Source organism: Blattabacterium sp. DPU, assembly GCF_011290385.1.
Lineage (GTDB): Bacteria > Bacteroidota > Bacteroidia > Flavobacteriales > Blattabacteriaceae > Blattabacterium.
Map to the genome: position 1 here is coordinate 217,650 of NZ_CP049785.1, position 22,463 is coordinate 240,112.

Below are 22,463 nucleotides of genomic sequence, written 5' to 3' on the forward strand. Positions count from 1 at the left end.
AATTCATGATATATAAAGAAATTTTTATGGAAAGAGCTATACAATTAGCTAAAAATGGATTAGGATTTACTTCTCCAAATCCTATGGTTGGATGTGTGATAGAAAGAAATGGCATAGTTTTATCGGAAGGATGGCATTATAAAAAAGGAATGTATCATGCTGAATTTTTGGCTATTAATAATATAAAAAATGAATATTTATTTTTGGATAGCACTTTATATGTAACATTGGAACCCTGTGTTCATTTTGGAGAAACTCCTCCTTGTGTAGATTTAATAATAAGAAAAAATATACCAAGAGTAGTAATAGGAATACAAGACCCTTGTGATAAAGTAAAAGGATTAGGAATACAAAAATTAAAAAAGTATGGAATTGAAGTTATAGAAAATGTTTTAATAAACCAATGTCGTATTTTAAATAAACGTTTTTTTACTTTCTATGAAAAAAAACGTCCTTATATTATATTAAAATGGGCACAGAGTGATGATGGTTTTATATATTCAGAAAATAAAAAAGATAATTGGATTAGTGGAATACACGCTAGACAATTAAATCATAAATGGAGATCTGAAGAAGATGGTATTTTGGTAGGAAGTAAAACTGTATTAAATGATAATCCAAAATTAAATGTTAGAAAATGGTTTGGAAAAAATCCTATTAGAATTTTTTTTGATAAAAAACTAAAAATCTCTAATACTCATTTTGTTTTGGATGGAACTCAACAAACCATTGTGTTTACAGAAAAAAATAAAGAAAATCAAAAAAATATAGAATTTATTCAAATTTCTTTTGAAGAAAAAATTATCAATCAAATATTGAATTTTTTGCATCAAAAAAAAATACTATCTCTAATAGTGGAAGGAGGAAAAAAAACTCTGGAAAATTTTATCAAAGAAAATATTTGGGATGAATGTCGTATTTTCACTTGTGATGTGATATTAAAAAGTGGATTAAAAGCTCCTAAAATAGGAGGAATAATATCAAAAAGAATGAATTTAGATAAAGATCAACTTATTATAAAATTATCAATTTAAAAATTGAATTGTATTGATTTCATCTGCATAGTCTTCCAATTTTGGATATTGTGTTTTTCCAAAAAATATTTCTTTGTCCCAAAAATTTTTTGATACTACACATTGTATCTGTTGGTTGTTTTCTAATATTTTTTTTTTTAATTGACTTAAATTATTATAAAATTCATAATAAACTACAGATATTGGACTATGATAATTTTTTTCTTCTTTTAAAATAACAAAATGATTTTTTTGAAAATCAAATTTATTCATAGTGTATATAGATAGATAATATTTATAGTTATCTGTATACTTATAATTTTTTGTAATATATTCGGAAATAAATGATTTTTCTAAAATCAAATGAACATTATAATTATGAGGTATAAATATTTTTCCTACATTTCTACATCCTCTTCCTGAATAAGTTAACATATCTTGATTTAAAGAAATTAATTCTTTCTCTGTTTCATTCCCTCGTAATATAGCGACAGAAGTTCTACTTTTTCTAAGTAAAATAGGATATTTTCTAAAATAATATTCAAAATAACGAGCCGTATTATTATTTCCCGTAGCTATAACATAATCAAATTTTTCATAAAAAATATTATTTGTAAATTTTATTTTATTTTTTAATATAGGATTTTCATATATTATTATTTTACATAAAAATGGAAGTAATAAATTATCTTCTTCAGATAATTTAATGATGATCTTATGTCCTGATAAAATGACACACAAAAAATCATGAAATCCTACCATCGGTATATTTCCAGGCATAATAACAAGAATTTTTTTATTTTTTTTTGTAAAATAATATTTATTCATCCAACACTCTAACTTATCTTTTTTAAGATTATTTCCCCATTGATCAAAAGTTATTAATAAATCCTCTATTCTAAACCATTTATTTATAATAGTTACTTTATCAATAATTTTTTTAAAATGAGGGAAAAACATTTTATAATTTTTGGATAAATATTTGTTGTATGTATAAAATTTATTAACTTCTCTTAGAAAAGATCCTAACTTATCAAAAGTTTTAATCATTATTTTAATTTTTAAAATTAAATGTCTATAAAAATTACAGAAAAATGTATAAATTGTGGAGCTTGTGAACCTGAATGTCCTAATCAAGCCATTTATGAAGGAGGAAAAAAATGGAGAATGTCAGATGGAACTTCTCTAAAAAAAAATAAAGTATGGGATCCCACTCTATTTCAACAACCCAAAAAAAAAGATATATATTTTATTGTTCCGGAAAAATGTACAGAATGTGTAGGATTTTATGATGAACCACAATGTATTATGGTTTGTCCAGTTCAATGTTGTATTCTAGATCAAAAAAATATTGAAAATGAAGAGAAACTTTTAAAAAAGAAAAATTTTTTACATGAAAATTGGAGTTGATTTTCGATAATGATACTAAAAATGATAATGTTAGAAAAACAGTTTAATAATTGGAATTCATTTTTAGTAAATGAATATCATAAACCTTATTTTAAAGAATTATTAAAAATTCTGAGAATTGAATATAATCGATTTATTTGTTTTCCTAAAAAGGAAAACATATTTTCTTGTTTAAAACATTGTTCTTTTCAAAAATTAAAAGTAGTAATTATAGGACAAGATCCTTATCACAAAGAAAATCAATCTGATGGTCTTTGTTTTTCTGTTCCTAATGGAGTCTCTTTTCCACCTTCATTGAAGAACATATTTAAAGAAGTGAATAATTGTTTTAGTTTTAAAAAAAATTTTATCAATGGATCTTTAATTCATTGGGCAGAACAAGGAGTATTATTATTAAATTCAATATTAACAGTGAGAAAAAATTTTCCTTTATCTCATAAAAATATAGGATGGGAATTTTTAACAAATCAAATAATACGAACTATTTCTGATCAAAAAGAAAATATTGTTTTCCTGTTGTGGGGAAAATATGCACAAAAAAAAATATCTTTAATTAATTCTTTTCACAATCATTACGTTTTAAAAACATCTCATCCATCTCCTTTATCTGCTCATATGGGTTTTTTGGGCTCCAGACATTTTAAAAAAACAAACATTTTTTTAAAAAAAATAGGGAAAAAAACTATTTCTTGGAGTTAAATTTTACATATGTATAGAACGGTTTTCAAAATTTAGGAGAGCAGCTTCTTTGAATGCTTCACTAAAAGTAGGATGAGGATGACATATTCTATATATATCCTCTGAAGAGGATCTAAATTCCATAGCAATAGATGCTTCCATAATCATATCTCCTGCATGATCTCCAATTATATGAACTCCTAATATTTCATCTGTTTTTTTATCAGAAATCATTTTTAAAAAACCGTCTGTACAGCCACTTGTATGAGCTCTTCCTAGTATTTTCATAGGAAAAATGCCTATATTATACTCTATGTTATCTTTCTGAATTTCATTTTCTGATAGACCAACACTAGCTACTTCAGGATAGGTATAAATTATTGATGGAATTAAATCATAATTTAATTTTGGTGGTTTTTTACCCACTATATGTTCCACAGCATACAATCCTTCTTCTTCAGCTTTATGAGCTAACATTTTTCCTCCTATAACATCTCCTATGGCATATATATTTTTTACAGAAGTTTGTAGATTATCGTTTACAAATATAAATCCTTTTTTATCCATCTTAATATTTAGATTTTCTAAATCTAGATTTTTTGTATACGGAGTTCTTCCTATTGATAATAAACAATAATTTCCTATAAAATTAACTTTTTTTCCATTATGATATTTTGCATGAACTGATATTTCTTTATGATTTTCTTTAAATATATTGATAACGGATAAAGAGGTTTCTATTTGTATGGAAGATTTTTCTAATATTTTTTTCATTTCTTGACTTAAAGAATGATCCATGTTTGATATAATCTTATCCTTTGATTCTATAATAATGATTTTACTTCCTAATCTATTAAAAATAGAACCTAACTCTAATCCAATTATTCCTCCTCCAATTATGATTAATTTTTTTGGAATTTCTTTTAAATTCAGAATTTCTGTAGAAGAACAAATTCTATTTTTTATATCAAAGCTTAAATGAGGGGGACATAAAGGTTTAGATCCTGTAGATATGATACAATATTGAAATTGTATTTCATTTTTTTTTTGTAGAGATTGTTTATCTTTTACAAATAAAAGATTTTCAGTTTGAAATGAACCTATTCCTTGATATAAATCAATTTTATTTTTTTTCATTAGATATTTTATTCCATTATTTATGCTGTTGACTATTTCATTTTTTCTACTCATCATTTTTGAAAAATCAAAAGATAATTTTTCAAAAAAAATTCCATGTGAAGAATAATTATTTTTAGCTAATAAAAAATATTTGGAAGAGTCTAAAAGAGATTTAGAAGGAATGCACCCTACATTTAAACATGTTCCTCCTAATTCTTGATATTTTTCTATAATAGCAGTACGAAGACCTAATTGACTTGCTCTAATAGCAGATATATATCCTCCTGGTCCAGAACCAATAATAACAAGATCATATAAATTATTTATTTTATTCATCAAAAAAATATTTTATTTTGACAAAGTTACATTACATATTTAATATATATGCAAAAATAAGCGGAGCAACTATAGTTGCATCTGATTCAATGATAAATTTTGGAGTGTCCTTATCCAGTTTTCCCCAAGTAATTTTTTCATTAGGAACAGCTCCGGAATAAGAACCATAACTTGTTGTTGAATCAGAAATTTGACAAAAATAAGACCAAAATGGAGTCGGAGAAAATCCTATGTCTTGAGATAACATAGGAACTACACAAATAGGAAAATCACCTGATATTCCTCCTCCGATTTGAAAAAAACCTATTTTATGTTTAATGGACTCTTTTTGATACCATTTTGCCAAATATATCATATATTCAATTCCGTTTTTTACGATAAAAGGTTGAAATTGTTTTTTCATACAAAATGAAGCAAAAATATTTCCTATAGTGCTATCTTCCCATCCTGGAACTATTAATGGAATATTCTTTTTTGCTGCAGCTAATACCCAACTATCTGATGAATCTATGTTATAATAAGGCTCTAAAATATTTTCTAATAACAGTTGATAAATATATTCATGAGGAAAATAACGTTCTGATTTTTTTTTAGCTCTTATCCATACTTTTAAAATATGTTTTTGCAATTCTTTAAAGGCTTGTTCTTCTGGAATACAAGTATCTGTTACTCTGTAATATCCTTCTTTTAAAAATTTTTTTTCTTCATCAGGAGTTAAATCTCTATAGTTAGGAATCTTTTTATAATGAGAATGTGCTATTAAATTTAATACATCTTCTTCTAAATTAGCTCCTGTACAAGAAATAATATGAACTTGATCTTTTCGTATCATTTCAGATAAAATTTTTCCTAATTCTGCAGTACTCATAGCTCCTGCTAGTGTTATCATCATTTTTCCATTATTTTTAATATGGTATTTATATGCTTGAGCTGCTTCTGATAAAGTTAAAGCATTAAAATGAAGAAAATATTTTTTAATAAAAGAAGTAATAGGAGAGTCTTTCATAATTTTTATTAATTTTATCTAGCTATTTGTACAGCTCGAGTTTCTCTAATCACTGTTACTTTAATTTGTCCAGGATAAGTCATTTCATTTTTTATTTTTTCTGTTATATCACAAGATAATTGAAAAGCTTTTTTATCATCAATTTTATCACTTTCAACCAATACACGTAATTCTCTTCCTGCCTGTATGGCAAAAGCTTTTTTAACTCCATCAAAACTAAATGCTATATCTTCCAAATTTTTAAGCCTTTTTGAATAAGATTCAAAAGAATTTCTTCTTACTCCAGGACGAGCTCCACTAATAGAATCTGAAATTTGGATTATAGGAGATAGTAACACTTTCATTTCTATTTCGTCATGATGTGACCCTATAGCATTACAAATCTCCATATTTTCTCCATATTTTTCGGCCCATTGCATTCCTAAAATTGCGTGAGGTAGTTCTGATTCATTTTCAGGTACTTTTCCTATATCATGTAATAATCCGGCTCTTTTTGCTAATTTTGAATTTAATCCTAATTCGGAAGCTAATATTCCTGATAAATGAGCAACTTCGCGAGAATGCTGTAAAAGATTTTGTCCATAAGAAGAACGATATTTCATTCTTCCTACCATTCTAATTAATTCAGGATGGATTCCATGAATTCCTAAATCTATAATGTTTTTTTTTCCTATTTCTATTATTTCTTCTTCAATTTGTTTTTCTGTTTTTGCTACTATTTCTTCAATTCTAGCTGGATGTATCCGTCCATCTATAACTAATTTATGAAGAGATAATCGGGCTATTTCTCTTCGTATAGGATTGAAACAGGACAAAAGAATTGCTTCTGGAGTATCATCTACAATAATTTCTACTCCTGTTGCTTTTTCTAAAGTCCTGATATTTCTTCCTTCTCTACCTATTATTCTTCCTTTAACATCATCTGATTCTATGTGAAAAACAGATACAGCATTTTCAACTGCTTGTTCTGTCCCAATTCTTTGAATAGCTTGAATAACAATTTTTTTAGCCTCTATTTTTGCAGTTAATTGTGATTCTTCTATAATATTTTGTATATAAGTTTGAGCTTTTGCTTTTGCTTCTCCCTTAAGAATTTCAATTAATTCATTTTTAGCTTCCTCAGAAGAATAATTGGATATTTTTTCAAGTAATTCTACTTGTTGAATATGCATATTTTCAAATTCTTTTTCTTTTTTTTGAAGAATTTTATATTTTTTTTCATAATCGTGTATTTGTGTTTCTAAACGATTATTTTTTCTAAAATAAATTTCTATTTCTTTAGATAATCTATTTTCTTTTTCTCTTGTTTTATCTTCTATATCAATTATTCTTTTTTCTCTTAAATAAATGTCTTTTTCATGTTTAGACTTAAGTTCTATAAATTTTTCTCTTGCTTGAAGCATTTTATTTTTTCTTATAGATTCTCCTTCTTTTTCTGCATTTTTTATAATTTTTTTTGCCTGAAATTTAGCTTTTTCTAATAATTGAATATATTTTGTTAATATAGTTTTTTTTCCAAAAAAATAACATGTAATAATTCCAATCAAAAACCCCATTAATACCGAAAATCCAACATTTATTTTCATATTCACTCAATTTAAATAAAAATAAAATAGTCATTTTAATGACATTGTTAAAAAAACAAATATTTAACTTTTAACTCATGAATGCTTTAAAATATTTTAAATTAATCTTAATATAATTAGGATAAATATACAAAATTAAAAATGAGATTTTTTATTAAAATGTATTTTAACAAACAGAATTTGAATAGATTATATATTTGTATGTATATGTAAAATTTTCAATAGTAAATGAAACGAGCATATTTAGATAACGCAGCCTCTACGCCTATAAGAAAGGAAGTTATTAAAGTTATGATGAATACATTAAAATCCTCATTAGGAAATCCTTCTTCTGTACAACATAGTTATGGAAGAGAAGCTTATTCAATTTTAGAAGAATCTAGAATTTGTATCGCGAAAAATATTAAAGCATCTCCTTCCGAAATTATTTTTACTTCAGGAGGCACTGAAGCAAATAATCTTGTATTAAGATCTTCAGTATTAGATTTAGGAATACAATATATTATAAGTTCACAGTTAGAACATCCATCTGTATTAAAAACGATTTTAGATTTATCCATGAGATATAAAATTTCAGTAGATTTCATATCCTTTTATGATAAAGGAATATTAGATTTGAATCATATGGAAGAAATGTTAAAAAAAAATATGGATAAAAAAAAACTTGTGAGTTTAATGTATGCTAATAACGAAATCGGAAATTTTTTAGAAGTAGATCCAGTAATTTTTTTATGTAAAAAATATAATGCTTATTTTCATTCAGATGCTATACAAGTTATAGGAAATATTCCCATTAATATGAAAAAATTATCTTTTGATTTTGTGACTGCGAGTGCACACAAATTTTATGGACCAAAAGGAATTGGTTTTGCTTTTATAAGAAAAAGTATTTTAAAAAAGATGAAACCTTTTATTACTGGTGGAATTCAAGAGTATGGAATCCGTTCAGGAACAGAAAATATTCATGGAATTGCAGGATTATCAGAAGCTTTACGATTATCTTATTGTAGTTTCTCAAGTCACATAAAAAAAATGAAAGATTTGAAATCTTATTGTATTTTAGAATTAAAAAAAATAATTCCAGACATTGTTTTCAACGGATTATCATCTCATCCAGAAAAAAGTATTCCCTCTATATTAAATTTTTTATATCCTACTAAAAAAGATCATTTATTATATTTTCATTTAGATTTAATGGGGGTTGCCGTTTCTCATGGAAGTTCTTGTAATAGTAGCATTAAAATATCTCATGTGATTCAATCTATAACTGATAGATATTTGTTAAATAAAACAATGCCTATTAGAATTTCTTTTGGTATTTTCAACGAAAAAAAAGATGTAGATTTGCTTGTATCGGCTCTTCAGAAAATTAGAAAATAAAACATACTAAATAAAATATTTCAAATATCTTATTTATATTTACCCAAAATAAACATGTAAATTATCATTGGTGAATCATTGTAATTTTTTTCGATCCTCTGTTGGAAAAAAAGTGGTTATGGCCACAACAGGAGTTTTTTTAATGATTTTTTTGCTGTTACATTTAAGTGTTAATTTATTTCTTTTTTCAGGAGAAAAAGCTTTTAACGAAGCTGTTTTTTTTATGAGAGGAAATATATTTGTTAGAATTATGGAATATGTTTTAGCTGTAGGTTTTATAATTCATATTTTATTAGGAGTTAAATTACATTTAGAGAATCAAAAAATAAAAGGAAAAGTTGATTATGCTATGAATTTTTATTTTACTACTTCGTTTAGTAGTCGTACAATGATATATACAGGAATTTTAATTTTATGTTTTTTAGTTTTACATCTTATAAATTTCATGATTCCTATGAAGTATTCAAATCATTCAATTTCTGATTACAATATAGTTGTTTCTCTATTTAAAAATCCTTTTTATACATTTATATATGTGTTTTCATTTTTGATTCTAGGAATTCATTTAAATCATGGATTTCAATCTTCTTTTCAATCTTTAGGTCTATCTAATAAAAGAAGATTATTTTGGATACAAAAATTGGGTTTTTTATACCTATGGTTTATTTGTTCTGGATTTTCTATTATTGCTATTTGGTTTTTCTTTAATGAAAACTAATATTAATGAAAAATACCTTTAAGCTCAATTCAAAAATTCCATTGAGTTCACTAACTCACAAATGGGAAGATCATAAATCGACTTTAAAATTAGTATCTCCTAACAACAGATCCAATATAGAAATTATTGTTGTTGGAACAGGACTTTCTGGAGGTTCAGCCGCTGCTTCTCTGTCAGAATTAGGATATCAAGTAAAGGCCTTTTGTTACCAAGATTCTCCAAGAAGAGCTCATTCTGTAGCTGCACAAGGAGGAATTAATGCATCTAAAAATTATAAGGGAGATAATGATTCTGTTTATCAACTATTCTATGATACAATTAAAGGAGGAGATTATAGATCTAGAGAAGCAAATGTTTATCGTTTAGCAGAGATATCTTCTAATATTATAGATCAATGTGTAGCACAAGGAGTTCCATTTGCTCGTGATTATGCAGGATATTTGGATACTAGATCTTTTGGAGGAACAAAAGTATCCAGAACTTTTTATGCTAAAGGACAAACAGGACAACAACTTTTATTGGCCTGTTATTCTTCTATATCTAGACAAATTGGAATAGGAAGAATTAAAATGTATAATCGTCATGAAATGTTAGATTTAGTTATTGTGGATGGAGTAGCTAAAGGCATTATTGCTAGAAATCTTATTTCTGGAAAAATAGAAAGACATGCCGCACATGCTGTAGTTATAGCTTCAGGAGGTTATGGAAATGTATTTTTTTTATCAACTAATGCAATGGGATCTAATGCAAGTGCTATATGGAAAGTCCATAAAAAAGGAGGATTTTTTGCGAATCCTTGTTTCACTCAAATACATCCCACTTGTATTCCAGTACATGGAAACTATCAATCTAAATTAACATTAATGTCTGAGTCATTAAGAAACGATGGAAGAATATGGGTTCCCAAAAAATTAGAAGATGCTATTTCCATACGTAATGGGTATAAAAAACCTGAGAATATAAATGAAGAAGATAGAGATTATTATCTTGAAAGACGTTATCCTTCATTTGGAAATCTTGTACCAAGAGATGTTGCTTCTAGAGCGGCAAAAGAACGTTGTGATAAAGGGTTTGGAATAGAAAATAATGAAACTAAAGAAGGTGTATTTTTAGATTTCCGTTTTTCTATAGAAAAATATGGAAAAGAAAAAGAAAATGAATTAGGAATTCAACAATCTAGTTTATTACACAATAATAAATTAGGAAAAGAAATAATGGAGTCTAAATATGGTAATTTATTTCATATGTATGAAAAAATAACTAATGACAATCCTTACCACACTCCTATGAAAATATATCCAGCAGTACATTATAGCATGGGAGGATTGTGGGTAGATTATAATTTAATGTCTTCTATTCCGGGATGTTATATTATAGGAGAGGCTAATTTCTCTGATCATGGAGCAAATCGACTTGGAGCTTCTGCATTAATGCAAGGATTAGCTGATGGTTATTTTATTTTACCATATACTATAGCAGATTATTTATCTGAATGTATTACAGAAAAAATATCTACAAAACATATAGCTTTTCAATTATCAGAAAAAAATGTAAAAAATAGAATTCAAAAACTTATTAAAAATAATGGAAATATGCCTGTTGATTTTTTTCATAAAAAACTTGGAAATATTATGTGGAAATATGTGGGAATGAGTAGAAATCATATAGGTCTGTGTAAAGCTATAAAAAGGATACAAGAACTCCGATATGAATTTTGGAAAAATATTTTTGTTCCTGGAAATATTGATGATGGATTAAACTCTGAATTAGAGAAAGCTGGACGTGTTGCAGATTTTTTAGAACTAGGAGAATTAATGGCTATGGATGCTTTAAATAGAAAAGAATCTTGTGGAAGTCATTTTCGTGAAGAATATCAAACAAAAGAAGGAGAAGCTCTTCGTGATGATGTTCATTATAAATATGTTTCTCTATGGGAATATAAAGAAAATCATCCTGTAAGTGATGAAATTATGCATAAAGAAAATTTAAATTTTACTTTTGTAAAAGTACAGTCACGTTCTTATAAATAATATAAAAAAAATATAATAAAAGATTGTATGGAAAAACTTATGAATTTTAAGTTAAAAATATGGAGACAGAAAAATTGTGAGGAAAGAGGTTATTTTAAAACTTATCAAATCCATAACATATCTCCTAACAGTTCATTCTTAGAAATGTTAGATATTTTAAATAATAAAATTATATGTGAAAAAAAAGATTCTTCTCCAATATCATTTGATCATGATTGTCGTGAAGGTATTTGTGGAATGTGTTCTCTATATATTAATGGAAGAGCTCATGGGCCAGATAATTTAATTACTACTTGTCAACTTCATATGCGTCATTTTCATGAAGGAGAAACTATATATGTAGAACCTTGGAGAGCTAAACCTTTTCCTATAATTAAAGATCTTGTCGTTGATAGATCTTCTTTTGATAGAATTATTATATCAGGTGGATATATATCTGTGAATACATTTGGAAAAACAATAGATGGTAATATGATTCCAATTCCAAAAGATCAAGTAGATAAAGCTTTTGATGCTGCTACATGTATAGGTTGTGGAGCGTGTGTTGCGGCATGTAAAAATAGATCGGCAATGTTATTTGTTTCGGCAAAAGTTTCACAATTTGCTTTATTACCTCAAGGAAAGATAGAAAGAAAAAAAAGAGTTATAAATATGATCAATAAAATGGATGAAGAAGGATTTGGAAGTTGTACTAATACTAGAGCATGTGAAATTGAATGTCCAAAAGGAATATCCACGGAATATATTTCTTTAATGAATCGTGAATACATTCAATCATTTACCTTTTAAATTCTATTTTTTTTAATATGGAATATTTAGATTTTGAAAAACCAATACAAGAAATTCAAGATCAGTATATTAACTGTGTATTAATAGAAAAAAAAAGTGGAATAAATATGAAAGAGGTTTGCAATCAATTGCAATTTAAATTGGAAGAAACCATAAAAAAATTACACAGTAATCTTACTCCTTGGCAAAGAGTACAATTATCTAGACATCCAAATAGACCTTATACTTTAGATTATATACATTTCATAACAAAAAAAGGTTCTTTTATAGAATTACATGGAGATCGTCATTTTGGTGACGATAAAGCTATTGTAGGAGGATTTGGAAAAATAGAGGATTATACTTTTATGTTAATTGGAACTCAAAAAGGAAAAAATACTAAGGATAGACAGTATAGAAGATTTGGGATGCCTAATCCAGAAGGATATAGAAAAGCTTTGCGTCTTATGAAATTAGCAGAAAAATTTGAAAAACCTATTGTTACTTTTATTGACACGCCTGGAGCTTTTCCTGGAATTGAAGCCGAAGAAAGGGGGCAAGGAGAAGCTATTGGTAAAAATATCTATGAAATGATGTGTTTAAAAGTACCTATTATTGTTTTAATTATAGGAGAGGGAGCTAGTGGAGGAGCTTTAGGATTAGGAATAGGAGATAAGATTTCAATGATGGAAAATTCCTGGTTTTCTGTTATTTCTCCTGAAAGTTGTTCTACAATCCTTTGGGGAAATCGTGAAAATAAAGAAAAATCAGCAGAATCATTGAAATTAACAGCAGAAAATATGTATAAATTAAATCTTGTAGATGATGTAATTAAAGAACCTTTAGGAGGAGCTCATTTTTTTCCTGAAAAAGCTTACAAAATTGTAAAAAAACAAATTATTAAACATTATAAACAATTATCTGAAATTAATATCGAATCTCTTATTGAAGAGAGAAAAAATAAGTATATTTCTATTGGTTTTTTTGATGAATAAATTTTTAGCAACTCTATTCTAATTAACAGATTTTCTGTTTACTTCATCATATCACGTTTATTAAAATGATTTTATGAGTAATATTATACAGGAAAAAACAAAAAAATTTTGTTTTGATTCCATGAAAAAAAAAGGAAAAATTCCTCCTCAAGCATTAGATTTAGAAGAAGCTATAATAGGGGGAATTATGATTGATAAAAAAGGGTTAGATGAAGTTATTGATATACTTTTTCCCGAATTTTTTTATAAAAAAGAACATCAAGAAATATTTTTTGCAATACAAAAATTATATCACGATTCTAATCCTATAGATATATACACTGTTTTAAATGAACTCAAAAGAATAGGAAAACTGGAATCAATAGGAGGAGAATTATATTTGATTGAGTTAACACAAAAAGTTATTTCTTCTGCACATATAGAATATCATAGTCGTATCGTAATACAAAAATTTATTTTAAGAAAACTAATTAGTATATTTTCTAATGTTATTCAAGAATGTTATGAGGAAAATACAGATGTTTTTGATCTTTTAGATTATGCAGAATCAAAATTATTTGAAATTCATCAAAAATATTTAATAGAAAAAAAATATGAAACAACTCAATCTATAATACAAAAAGCTATCGATAAAATTAAAAAAACAGAAAAAGAAGGATTAAGTGGAATTTCTTCTGGATTTCATCAGTTGGATCATATTACTTCTGGATGGCAAAATTCTGATTTAATTATATTGGCTTCTAGACCTGGAATGGGAAAAACAACTTTTATGTTATCTATGGTAAAAAACATAGTTGTAGATCAAAAAATTCCAATTACAATTTTTTCATTAGAAATGTCTTCAATTCAGTTAATTACAAAATTAATCTCATCAGAAACTGGAATTTCTTCAGAAAAAATTAGAAAAGCTAATTTATCTCAATTAGACTGGAAACATTTATTACATAAAACAAAAAATTTGAAGAATGTCCCCTTATTGATAGATGATACTCCTTCTTTATCTATATTTAGTTTACGTGCAAAATGTCGGCGTTTAATATCTCAACATGGAATTAAATTGATATTTATAGATTATATGCAATTAATGGGGATTAATGATCATAATTATAAATTACAAAATAGAGAGCAAGAGATATCAGTTATTTCTAGAAGTTTAAAATCTATAGCTAAAGAATTAGATATTCCAATTATAGCTTTATCTCAACTATCTAGAGCAGTAGAAACAAGAGGAGGAAGCAAACGACCTATATTATCTGATTTACGGGAATCAGGAGCTATTGAACAAGATGCAGATATAGTTTTATTTATTTATAGACCTGAATATTATGGATTTAAAATTTGGGATTCGGATGAAAATAATGATTCTTGTATAGGACAAGCAGAAATTATAATAGCTAAGCATAGAAATGGGGGACTAGATAAATTTCGTATAAAATTTATAAGTGATCAGGCTAAATTTGCAAATTTAGAAGAAAAAAAAACTATTTCTTTATCTTGTGAAGAAGATTATAAAAAAAATTTTTTTATGTCTTCTCCTTATAATGATTTCGAAAATTCAGAATATAATAATGAAATCAATTTCAATAACGGAAATTATTTAGATGAAGATATTTAAAATAAAAAAGTAAAATTGAATTTTGAATGGTTTTTTTACAAAAAAACGATTTGGGAGGATTGTAGAAAAAATAAAACTCTTCGTATTATAGTCATAATAACACAAATAACAATAATTATTGCTTTAATTATTACGTTTTTAACTTTTTCTATAGGGTTTGGATTTAAAGAAATTATAAAAGAAAAACTATTAAATATAAGAGGACAAATTATAATACAAAAAAATACTCTAACAACAAATAATCGTTATTTTTCTGTAACGGAAAAAAATTTGTTACTCAGAAAATTTAGTAAAAAAAATTTAATTCAACAAATTCATGGAATTATAGAAAGTGACGTAATTGTTTCTACAAGTAGAAAAATAGATAGATATATATTTAAAGGTTTATATGAAGATTATAATCCTATTTTTTTTAAGTATTTTTTAATTACTGAAAATTTTTTTCGAAAAAAACTTCTATCTCATAAAAATGTTTTGTTATCTAAAAAAGTATCCTTATCATTAGGATTAAATGTTGGTTCCAACATCAGAATTGATTTTATTTCTTTTGATAAAAAAAAAATCCTATTATCATTTCTAAAAAATTTATAATTTCTGGTTTATATGAAACTGGAATACCAGAATTTGATGATGTATATATTATTGGAAATATAAAATCTATTCAAAAAATTTATGGATATGAAAAAAATTTAGTAGAAAAATTTGAAATTTTTGTATCCTATGATAATATCAAAAAAAGAATTTTTAATAAAGAATCCAAAGAACTTTTCTTTAATATTAATAATCATGATTTTGTAAAATGGATAAATATTTTTGACATAAATATTATTGTCATTAGCTTGATTATTTTTGCATCCGTAACCATCAACATGATTGTATTTATTCTGATGCTTCTTTTAGAAAGAATTAAAACTATAGGTATTTTAAAAACTTTAGGAGCGAAAAACCAAGTTATACTTAAAATATTTTTATTGTATATCATACAAATATTAATACCTTCATTAATTATAGGAAATAGTATTGGAATTACTTTATTAGTATTACTAAAAAAATTTCATTTAATATTTTTGAATAAAATACAATATTTTATTGATTTTGTTCCTATTTATATTAATATACAACATATTATCATTATCAATTTATCTCTTATTTTTATTTGTTTTATAACAATACTTTTTCCTGCATTATTTTTTATTAAAAAAATTTCTCCTATAAAAGTTATAGAATTTGAATAATCCAAAAAATTTAATTTCGTATTTTTGTAAAAAAATTCAATAAGTTTTTGACACTTGTAAAATCTTCATCTGGAATAAGAGGAACATTGGGAGGAAAGGTAGGAAAAGGATTTTCTCCCATAGATATCATTCAATTTTCCGCAGGATATGTTTCCTGGATGAAAAAAAAACATAATAATAAGAAAAAATTTGTTATAATATTAGGTAGAGATGGAAGAATTTCTTCTGTTTTGTTTCAACAATTTTTAATAATTACTTTTCAAAGTCTTGGTGTAGATGTAATCAACATAGGTTTGTCTACTACTCCTACTGTTGGAATTGCTGTAATCAACGAAAGAGCGGATGGAGGAGTTATGTTGACGGCAAGTCACAATCCTAAAAATTGGAATGGATTAAAAATGTTCAATTCTTATGGAGAATTCTTATCTGAAGAAGATTTTCAAAAATTGTTCTATATAACAGAAAAAAAATATTTTAATTTTTCTTCATACAAAAAATTAGGGAATCTTATTTATAAAAAAAATTATATTCAAAAACATATAGAAAAAATTATTTCATTACCTATTATAGATAAAGATCTTATCCAGAAGGCGAAATTAAAAGTTGTGGTAGATGGAATTAATTCTACAGGAGGAATAGCGGTCCCTATTTTGTTAAAATATTTGGGAGTTCATGTTATTAAAATGTATTGTGATCCTCATGGAGATTTTGCTCATAATCCTGAGCCTATTGAAAAAAATTTAAAAGAAATATGTAAAAAAGTACCGGATTTTAAGGCCAATTTGGGAATATCTGTAGATCCCGATGTAGATCGTGTAGTGTTTATTTGCGAAAACGGAGATTTTTTTGGAGAAGAATATACCTTAGTGTCTATAGCTGATTATATATTAGAAAATAAATTAGGGCCTATTGTATCAACTTTGTCTTCTTCTCATGCATTAAAAGATCTATCTATCAAAAAAAAAGTACCATATTATTCTTCTCCTGTTGGAGAAGTACACGTCGTAAAAAAAATGAAAGAGGTTCATGCTGTTATTGGGGGTGAAGGAAATGGAGGAGTTATTTATCCTAATTTGCGTTATGGAAGAGATGCATTGATTGGAATTGCATTGTTTTTAACTCAAATAGCTAAACTTGCTAATATACCGTTATCTAAATTAAAAAAAAGATATTCCAATTATTTTATGTCGAAAAAAAAAATTCGATTTTTTTCTCATAATAATGACAAAATTAAAATTTTATTAAAAATAATAAAGAAAAAATATAAAGGAGAAAAAATGGATTTCAAGGATGGAATTAAAATCTATTTAAAATCTAATGAATGGATCCATATCAGAAAATCAAATACTGAAAATATCATTAGAATACATACAGAAAGTACTTCAAAGGAAAGAGCTAATTTTTTAGCTAAGAAAATTATATATGAAATAAAAGAATTATGATGAATTATATAAAATATATAGAAGATAAATGTTCTTCTAGAAATGATTTTCCATTATTTCATTCAGGAGATACAGTGACTGTTTTTTTTGAAATTAAAGAAGGAGAAAAAAAAAGAATTCAATCTTTTAAAGGAGTTGTTATAAAAAAACAAGGAAAAGGATTAACTAAAACATTTACAATTCGTAAAATCAGTACAGGAATTGGAATAGAACGTATATTTATTTTCAATCAACCTAACATACAAAAGATAGAAATAAACAAAAAAGGAAAAGTTAGGAGATCTAAAATTTATTATTTTAGAGCTTTAAAAGGAAAAAAAGCTAGAGTAAAAAGTTGAAAAGCGAAAAAAAATAAAGTGAAATAGTGCACCGCTTTTTTCGCTTTTACTTAGACTCTATACTCTTATTTATTTATTATTTTTATCGTTTTCTTCAGTTGTTCCTTTTTCTTTTTCAGTTGTATTGTTATTATTTTCCTCATTATTATTATTGTTTTTTGAGGAGTCCTCACTAGGAGTTGTAGGAGGGGTACTATTGTTTGAATCGGTCTGATTCTCATTGTTATTAGCTGTTTTTTCCTCTTCTGTTGTAGTAGAGTTATTTTCATTTTTATTTTTGTTGTTGCAACTAATTGTAAATAAAAATATTGCTAACAAAATTGTAGTGACCGTAATTCTTAATTTTTTCATCATAATCGATAGTATTTCAGTTATTACATATTCTGGGCAAATTTATATAAAAATTTGGAAAATATATCATTATTTGTATTTTTTTTAAAATAGAGAACAAAATTAGATTTTTTTTTCTTTAGTTTGAAAATAAGAATATTATGTCTTTATACAAAATTTTATAAAAAAAAATATTATGTCTTTAAATAAAAAGATTTTAAAAGAAGCTCTTACTTTTGATGATGTTTTACTTATTCCTTCTTATTCATCAATTCTTCCATCAGAAGTTTCTCTTAAAACTTCTCTTACACATGATATTACTATGAATATTCCTATATTAAGTGCTGCTATGGATACAGTTACAGAGTCATCTTTAGCTATATCTATAGCTAGAGAAGGAGGAATAGGAATTATTCATAAAAATATGAATATAGAAAATCAATCAGAAGAGGTTTATCGAGTTAAAAGGAGTGAAAGCGGAATGATAGATGATCCTATTACTCTTTCTAGAAATTCCACATTAAAATATGCTAAATATCTTATGGAAAAATTTAAAATTTCTGGGTTACCTGTTATAGAAGATAATCATTCATTAGTAGGAATTATTACTAAAAGAGATATAAAATACCGTACAGATTTAGATTCTTTAGTTGAAGAAGTGATGACAAAAGAAAAATTAATTACATCTAAACAAAATATAACTCTAGAAAAAGCTAAAAATATTTTGTTGGAAGAAAGAATAGAAAAATTGCCAATCGTGGATGATTGTAATAAATTAGTGGGATTGATTACGATTCGTGATATTGATAATTTGATTGAATATCCTAATGCTTGTAAAGATTCTAGAGGACGTTTACGTGTAGGTGCTGCTGTTGGCATAGATAAAAGAACTTTAGAAAGAGTAGAAGCTTTAGTTAAAGTAGGAGTAGATATTATAGCTATAGATTCGGCACATGGTCATTCTTATAAAATTTTGGAAACAATAAAATCTATCAGAAATTCTTTTACAAAAATCACACTATTAACAGGAAATGTAGTTACTATGGAAGGCGCCAAAGATTTGATAAATGCCGGTTCGACTATTTTAAAAGTAGGAATCGGATCTGGATCTATCTGTACAACGCGAGTTATAGCTGGAGTAGGTATGCCACAAATAACAGCTATTAATGATGTATATGAATATGCTAAAAAAAGAAATGTTAACGTAATTTCTGATGGAGGAATTAGATATTCAGGAGATGTAGTAAAAGCTATTGCTGCCGGAGCAAGTTCTGTAATGATTGGAAGTTTATTTGCTGGAACAGATGAGGCTCCAGGAGAAGAAGTTATTTTTCAAGGAAGAAAATTTAAAACTTATGTAGGAATGGGGTCATTAATAGCTATGAAAAGAGGAAGTAGAGATCGGTATTTTCAATTTACCGAAAAATCTGTTCCGGAAGGAATAGAAGCTATAGTTCCTTATAAAGGAAAAATGAGAGATGTTATTTATCAAATTTGTGGAGGATTACGTTCTGGAATGGGATATTGTGGAGTTTCCACTATTGTGGAACTTATGAAGAAAGGAAGATTTGTAAGAATTACCAATTCAGGATTAAAAGAAAATCATCCTCACAGTGTAAATATTACAAAAGAATCTCCTAACTATTTTAATTATAAAACATAAAATAAGTTTCCAAAAATACCCGGAACGGGATTTGAACCCGTACGATCACAATGATCACAGGATTTTAAGTCCTGTGTGTCTACCTATTCCACCATCCGGGTTATTTAGGAAGCGAGAAACGGGATTTGAACCCGCGGCCCCGACCTTGGCAAGGTCGTGCTCTACCAACTGAGCTATTCTCGCATACATACTCATACTAATTTAAATACACTTTATATATATAGCAAATTTTAATAATCTAATAAATTTTTAATTTCATGAATTTTTATAATTGCATATTTTAATGATAAAGAATCAACATTTTTAATTGTTTTTAAATAAAAAATTATTTTTTGTAATGAATGCAAAACTTTTCTTTTATTAATTTCCGTTTTATTTTTTTTTGGTTTTAATGTATTTAATATTTTTTTTGCTCTTTTTATGATTTCTATGGGCATACCTGATATTTTAGCTACATAAATTCCAAAACTGTGTTCACTTCCTCCAGCTATTAATTTCCTCATAAAAATAATGTTATCATTGATTTTTTTTACGGAAATATGATAGTTTTTTATTCTTTTTAAAAAAAAACTCATTTCATTCAATTCATGATAATGTGTAGCAAACAAGGTTAGAGGACGTATATTTTTTTTATGTAAGAATTCTATAATAGATTTTGCAATTGAAATTCCATCATAAGTACTTGTTCCTCTTCCTATTTCATCTAAAATGATAAAGCTTCTTTTGGAAAGATTATTTAATATACTTGCTGTTTCATTCATTTCTACCATGAAAGTAGATTCTCCTAAAGAAATATTATCGGAAGCTCCAACTCTACTGAATATTTTATCTATTAATCCTATTTCTGCATATTTAGCAGGAACAAAACTTCCAATATGAGACATTAATATAATGATAGCAGTTTGACGTAAAACGGCAGATTTTCCTGACATATTAGGTCCTGTTATGATCAATATTTGTTGATTCGATTTATTTAAAATAATATCATTAGGGATGTAAGAGGTTTTATCTATAAATTGTCTTTCAATAACTGGATGTCTGCCTTTTATGATAGATATTTTTAAGGAATTATTTACTTGAGGTTTTACATAATTATTTTCTAATGCTAAACTAGCAAAAGAATAGAGGACATCTAATTTTGCAATTATTTTCGAATTTTTTTGTAAGAAGTTTATTTTTTCTAATATTTGATTGATTAAATTATTAAATATTTTTTTTTCCAAATAAAATATTTTTTGTTCTGCATTAAAAATTTTAGATTCATAATTTTTTAATTTTTCAGTAAAATATCGAATAGAATTTGTAAGTGTTTGTTTTTGTATCCAATGAGATGGTACTTTTTCTTTTTTAGAAATTTTAACTTCAAAAAAATATCCAAAAAGATTGTTATATCCAATTTTTAAATTATTAATTCCTGTTTTTAATCGTTCTATTGAACAGAGTTTTTCTAAATATTCTTTTTGAGAAAAGTACATTACACGAATTTCATCTAATTCTTTAGAAAATCCTTTAATTATAACATTTCCTTTTCCTTTTTCAATTTGATGTGGGGGATCTTTTTGTATAGTATTAGCAATTTTTTCACATATAAAATTACAGTTTTGAAAAGAATTTCCAATACTTATAAAAATTTTAGATTTTTGAGATAAGAATTCTTTTTGTATTTCTATTATGGAAATCAAAGATTTATACAATGCATACATTTCACGTGGGGAAATTTTTCCAATGGCTATTTTAGAAGTAATTCTTTCTATATCATAAACATTTTTAAGTTTCGTTTTTATAAAAAGACGTATCATATTATTGTTGCATAATTCTTGTACTATTTGATGACGTTTTTTTATATGAAATAAATTTTTTAAAGGAAAAAGAATCCAATTTTTTAATAATCTTCCTCCCATAGGAGTAATAGTATGATCCAATACATTTATTAAAGAAATTCCTTCTTTATTTAAAGGAGAAAATATTTCTAAATTACGAAAAGTAAAATCATCAATCCACATATGTTCTTCCTTTTTTATTCTTTTTATATTAAAAATGTGTTTTATATTGAAGTGTAAAGTATTATGTAAATAGGATAAAATGACTCCACAAGAAATAATTCCTAATTTTAAATCATTTATTCCAAATCCTTTTAAAGAATTAATTTGAAAATGTGATGTTAGTTTTTCATATGCAAATGAATAATCAAACATATAGTCTTCCATTAAAAATGTATAATATTTTCCTTTTAGAAGTTGATCAAAAAATTTTTTTTCCTTTTTTTGAAAAATAATTTCACTAGGATGAAAGTGTTTCAAGTATTGTAAAATATTATTTTTCGTATCTTCTGTTACAAAAAATTCTCCAGTGGAAATATCTAAAAAACTTAAACCTAAATTTTTATTTTTTCCTATATGAATGGAAGCTAAAAAATTATTTGATTTAGGATATATAATATTTTCATCTATAGCTATTCCTGGAGTTACAAGTTCTATTACTCCTCTTTTAACTATATTTTTTCCTTTTTTGGGTTCTTCTAATTGATCACAAATAGCAACACGAAATCCTGAACGTATTAATTTTGGTAAATAAGTACTCAAAGAATGGTAAGGAAAACCTGCTAAATGTATATGAGATCGTTTAGTTAGAACAATATTTAATGTTTGAGAACATTTAATGGCATCTTCTCCAAAAGTTTCATAAAAATCTCCAACTTGAAATAATAGAATAGTATCTGGATATTTAGTTTTTATATTATTATATTGTTTAATTAATGGAGTTTCTTCTTTTTTGTAAGAAAAAGTTTTGTTTTTATTCAT

At 25.8% G+C, this 22,463-nt stretch carries 20 protein-coding genes and 2 tRNA genes; 14 read left to right on the top strand and 8 right to left on the bottom strand.

Features of this window, described 5'->3' with window-relative positions; genetic code table 11:
• The first annotated feature begins 5 nt into the window (after window positions 1-5).
• The gene (gene ribD, locus G9C01_RS01020) at window positions 6-1,034 is read left to right on the top strand and encodes a bifunctional diaminohydroxyphosphoribosylaminopyrimidine deaminase/5-amino-6-(5-phosphoribosylamino)uracil reductase RibD (RefSeq protein WP_166265284.1); all 1,029 of its coding nucleotides are present in this window, start codon (window positions 6-8) and stop codon (window positions 1,032-1,034) included.
• On the opposite strand, the gene G9C01_RS01025 is transcribed toward ribD, so the two are convergent.
• Entirely contained in the window at window positions 1,026-2,063 is a 1,038-nt protein-coding gene (locus G9C01_RS01025; protein ID WP_207573368.1) for an acyl-CoA reductase, read from the bottom strand. The two genes, ribD and G9C01_RS01025, sit on opposite strands and share 9 nt — an antisense overlap.
• A gap of 21 nt (window positions 2,064-2,084) precedes the next feature.
• On the opposite strand from G9C01_RS01025, the gene G9C01_RS01030 reads away from it, so the two are divergent.
• Complete coding sequence (locus tag G9C01_RS01030; protein WP_166265287.1) at window positions 2,085-2,423, top strand: 4Fe-4S dicluster domain-containing protein; 339 nt, start codon at window positions 2,085-2,087, stop codon at window positions 2,421-2,423.
• Window positions 2,424-2,450: 27 nt separating this feature from the next.
• Complete coding sequence (locus G9C01_RS01035) at window positions 2,451-3,122, top strand: uracil-DNA glycosylase (RefSeq protein ID WP_166265290.1); 672 nt, start codon at window positions 2,451-2,453, stop codon at window positions 3,120-3,122.
• A gap of 3 nt (window positions 3,123-3,125) precedes the next feature.
• Here G9C01_RS01035 and lpdA read toward each other — a convergent pair whose 3' ends face one another.
• The 3 genes from lpdA to rny are packed head-to-tail and all read right to left on the bottom strand — an operon-like array spanning window position 3,126 to window position 7,148.
• A complete protein-coding gene (lpdA, locus tag G9C01_RS01040) occupies window positions 3,126-4,556 on the bottom strand; it encodes a dihydrolipoyl dehydrogenase (RefSeq protein ID WP_371807692.1) in 1,431 nt (476 codons plus the stop codon).
• Window positions 4,557-4,587: 31 nt separating this feature from the next.
• On the bottom strand, window positions 4,588-5,562 hold the full coding sequence (locus G9C01_RS01045; protein ID WP_166265293.1) for a deoxyhypusine synthase family protein: 975 nt from the start codon (window positions 5,560-5,562) through the stop codon (window positions 4,588-4,590).
• Between the two features lie 14 nt (window positions 5,563-5,576).
• On the bottom strand, window positions 5,577-7,148 hold the full coding sequence (rny, locus tag G9C01_RS01050; protein ID WP_166265296.1) for a ribonuclease Y: 1,572 nt from the start codon (window positions 7,146-7,148) through the stop codon (window positions 5,577-5,579).
• 228 nt (window positions 7,149-7,376) lie between these two features.
• Between rny and G9C01_RS01055 the strand changes: the two genes are divergently transcribed.
• From G9C01_RS01055 to rplS, 10 genes are all read left to right on the top strand, one after another.
• Window positions 7,377-8,528, top strand: a complete 1,152-nt coding sequence (locus G9C01_RS01055) for a cysteine desulfurase family protein (RefSeq protein WP_166265299.1) — start codon at window positions 7,377-7,379, stop codon at window positions 8,526-8,528.
• A 118-nt stretch (window positions 8,529-8,646) separates the two neighbouring features.
• A complete protein-coding gene (locus tag G9C01_RS01060; RefSeq protein ID WP_242673954.1) occupies window positions 8,647-9,246 on the top strand; it encodes a succinate dehydrogenase cytochrome b subunit in 600 nt (199 codons plus the stop codon).
• Between the two features lie 5 nt (window positions 9,247-9,251).
• Window positions 9,252-11,276: a fumarate reductase/succinate dehydrogenase flavoprotein subunit gene (locus tag G9C01_RS01065; RefSeq protein WP_166265305.1), complete on the top strand. Its 2,025-nt coding sequence runs from the start codon at window positions 9,252-9,254 to the stop codon at window positions 11,274-11,276.
• A 27-nt stretch (window positions 11,277-11,303) separates the two neighbouring features.
• Entirely contained in the window at window positions 11,304-12,065 is a 762-nt protein-coding gene (locus G9C01_RS01070; RefSeq protein ID WP_166265308.1) for a succinate dehydrogenase/fumarate reductase iron-sulfur subunit, read from the top strand.
• Window positions 12,066-12,082: 17 nt separating this feature from the next.
• Window positions 12,083-13,039, top strand: coding sequence for an acetyl-CoA carboxylase carboxyltransferase subunit alpha (locus G9C01_RS01075; RefSeq protein ID WP_166265311.1), 957 nt, complete (start codon window positions 12,083-12,085; stop codon window positions 13,037-13,039).
• Window positions 13,040-13,112: 73 nt separating this feature from the next.
• A complete protein-coding gene (gene dnaB / locus G9C01_RS01080) occupies window positions 13,113-14,654 on the top strand; it encodes a replicative DNA helicase (protein ID WP_166265314.1) in 1,542 nt (513 codons plus the stop codon).
• Window positions 14,655-14,669: 15 nt separating this feature from the next.
• Complete coding sequence (locus G9C01_RS03095; RefSeq protein WP_242673955.1) at window positions 14,670-15,245, top strand: hypothetical protein; 576 nt, start codon at window positions 14,670-14,672, stop codon at window positions 15,243-15,245.
• A gap of 296 nt (window positions 15,246-15,541) precedes the next feature.
• Window positions 15,542-15,889 carry an FtsX-like permease family protein gene (locus G9C01_RS03100; protein ID WP_242673956.1) on the top strand — a complete coding sequence of 116 codons (348 nt, stop codon included), beginning with the start codon at window positions 15,542-15,544 and terminating at the stop codon, window positions 15,887-15,889.
• Window positions 15,890-15,936: 47 nt separating this feature from the next.
• Window positions 15,937-17,331, top strand: coding sequence for a phosphoglucosamine mutase (gene glmM, locus G9C01_RS01090; RefSeq protein ID WP_166265317.1), 1,395 nt, complete (start codon window positions 15,937-15,939; stop codon window positions 17,329-17,331).
• Window positions 17,331-17,669 (top strand): 50S ribosomal protein L19, encoded by a 339-nt coding sequence (gene rplS, locus G9C01_RS01095; RefSeq protein WP_166265320.1) that lies wholly within the window; start codon window positions 17,331-17,333, stop codon window positions 17,667-17,669. The genes glmM and rplS overlap by 1 nt, the downstream gene beginning before the upstream one ends.
• A gap of 69 nt (window positions 17,670-17,738) precedes the next feature.
• Here rplS and G9C01_RS01100 read toward each other — a convergent pair whose 3' ends face one another.
• On the bottom strand, window positions 17,739-18,020 hold the full coding sequence (locus G9C01_RS01100) for a hypothetical protein (RefSeq protein WP_242673957.1): 282 nt from the start codon (window positions 18,018-18,020) through the stop codon (window positions 17,739-17,741).
• Between the two features lie 175 nt (window positions 18,021-18,195).
• Between G9C01_RS01100 and guaB the strand changes: the two genes are divergently transcribed.
• Entirely contained in the window at window positions 18,196-19,662 is a 1,467-nt protein-coding gene (guaB, locus tag G9C01_RS01105) for an IMP dehydrogenase (protein WP_166265326.1), read from the top strand.
• A gap of 16 nt (window positions 19,663-19,678) precedes the next feature.
• On the opposite strand, the gene G9C01_RS01110 is transcribed toward guaB, so the two are convergent.
• The 3 genes from G9C01_RS01110 to mutS form a co-directional block, all read right to left on the bottom strand.
• Window positions 19,679-19,763 (bottom strand) — tRNA-Leu (locus tag G9C01_RS01110).
• 9 nt (window positions 19,764-19,772) lie between these two features.
• A tRNA-Gly gene (locus G9C01_RS01115) sits at window positions 19,773-19,845 on the bottom strand.
• A 47-nt stretch (window positions 19,846-19,892) separates the two neighbouring features.
• Window positions 19,893-22,463, bottom strand: coding sequence for a DNA mismatch repair protein MutS (gene mutS, locus G9C01_RS01120; protein ID WP_166265328.1), 2,571 nt, complete (start codon window positions 22,461-22,463; stop codon window positions 19,893-19,895).

Excerpts from the sequence above, each read along its gene's own strand:
- G9C01_RS01045 (WP_166265293.1), bottom strand. The coding sequence starts at position 5,562 with ATGAAAGACTCTCCTATTACTTCTTTTATTAAAAAATATTTTCTTCAT.
- G9C01_RS01055 (WP_166265299.1), top strand. The coding sequence starts at position 7,377 with ATGAAACGAGCATATTTAGATAACGCAGCCTCTACGCCTATAAGAAAG.
- rplS (WP_166265320.1), top strand. The coding sequence starts at position 17,331 with ATGAATTATATAAAATATATAGAAGATAAATGTTCTTCTAGAAATGAT.
- G9C01_RS01065 (WP_166265305.1), top strand. The coding sequence starts at position 9,252 with ATGAAAAATACCTTTAAGCTCAATTCAAAAATTCCATTGAGTTCACTA.
- G9C01_RS01035 (WP_166265290.1), top strand. The coding sequence starts at position 2,451 with ATGTTAGAAAAACAGTTTAATAATTGGAATTCATTTTTAGTAAATGAA.
- rny (WP_166265296.1), bottom strand. The coding sequence starts at position 7,148 with ATGAAAATAAATGTTGGATTTTCGGTATTAATGGGGTTTTTGATTGGA.
- dnaB (WP_166265314.1), top strand. The coding sequence starts at position 13,113 with ATGAGTAATATTATACAGGAAAAAACAAAAAAATTTTGTTTTGATTCC.
- ribD (WP_166265284.1), top strand. The coding sequence starts at position 6 with ATGATATATAAAGAAATTTTTATGGAAAGAGCTATACAATTAGCTAAA.
- G9C01_RS03100 (WP_242673956.1), top strand. The coding sequence starts at position 15,542 with ATGCTTCTTTTAGAAAGAATTAAAACTATAGGTATTTTAAAAACTTTA.
- mutS (WP_166265328.1), bottom strand. The coding sequence starts at position 22,463 with ATGAATAAAAACAAAACTTTTTCTTACAAAAAAGAAGAAACTCCATTA.
- G9C01_RS01025 (WP_207573368.1), bottom strand. The coding sequence starts at position 2,063 with ATGATTAAAACTTTTGATAAGTTAGGATCTTTTCTAAGAGAAGTTAAT.
- G9C01_RS01070 (WP_166265308.1), top strand. The coding sequence starts at position 11,304 with ATGGAAAAACTTATGAATTTTAAGTTAAAAATATGGAGACAGAAAAAT.
- G9C01_RS01075 (WP_166265311.1), top strand. The coding sequence starts at position 12,083 with ATGGAATATTTAGATTTTGAAAAACCAATACAAGAAATTCAAGATCAG.
- G9C01_RS01030 (WP_166265287.1), top strand. The coding sequence starts at position 2,085 with ATGTCTATAAAAATTACAGAAAAATGTATAAATTGTGGAGCTTGTGAA.
- lpdA (WP_371807692.1), bottom strand. The coding sequence starts at position 4,556 with ATGAATAAAATAAATAATTTATATGATCTTGTTATTATTGGTTCTGGA.
- G9C01_RS01060 (WP_242673954.1), top strand. The coding sequence starts at position 8,647 with ATGGCCACAACAGGAGTTTTTTTAATGATTTTTTTGCTGTTACATTTA.
- guaB (WP_166265326.1), top strand. The coding sequence starts at position 18,196 with ATGTCTTTAAATAAAAAGATTTTAAAAGAAGCTCTTACTTTTGATGAT.
- G9C01_RS01100 (WP_242673957.1), bottom strand. The coding sequence starts at position 18,020 with ATGAAAAAATTAAGAATTACGGTCACTACAATTTTGTTAGCAATATTT.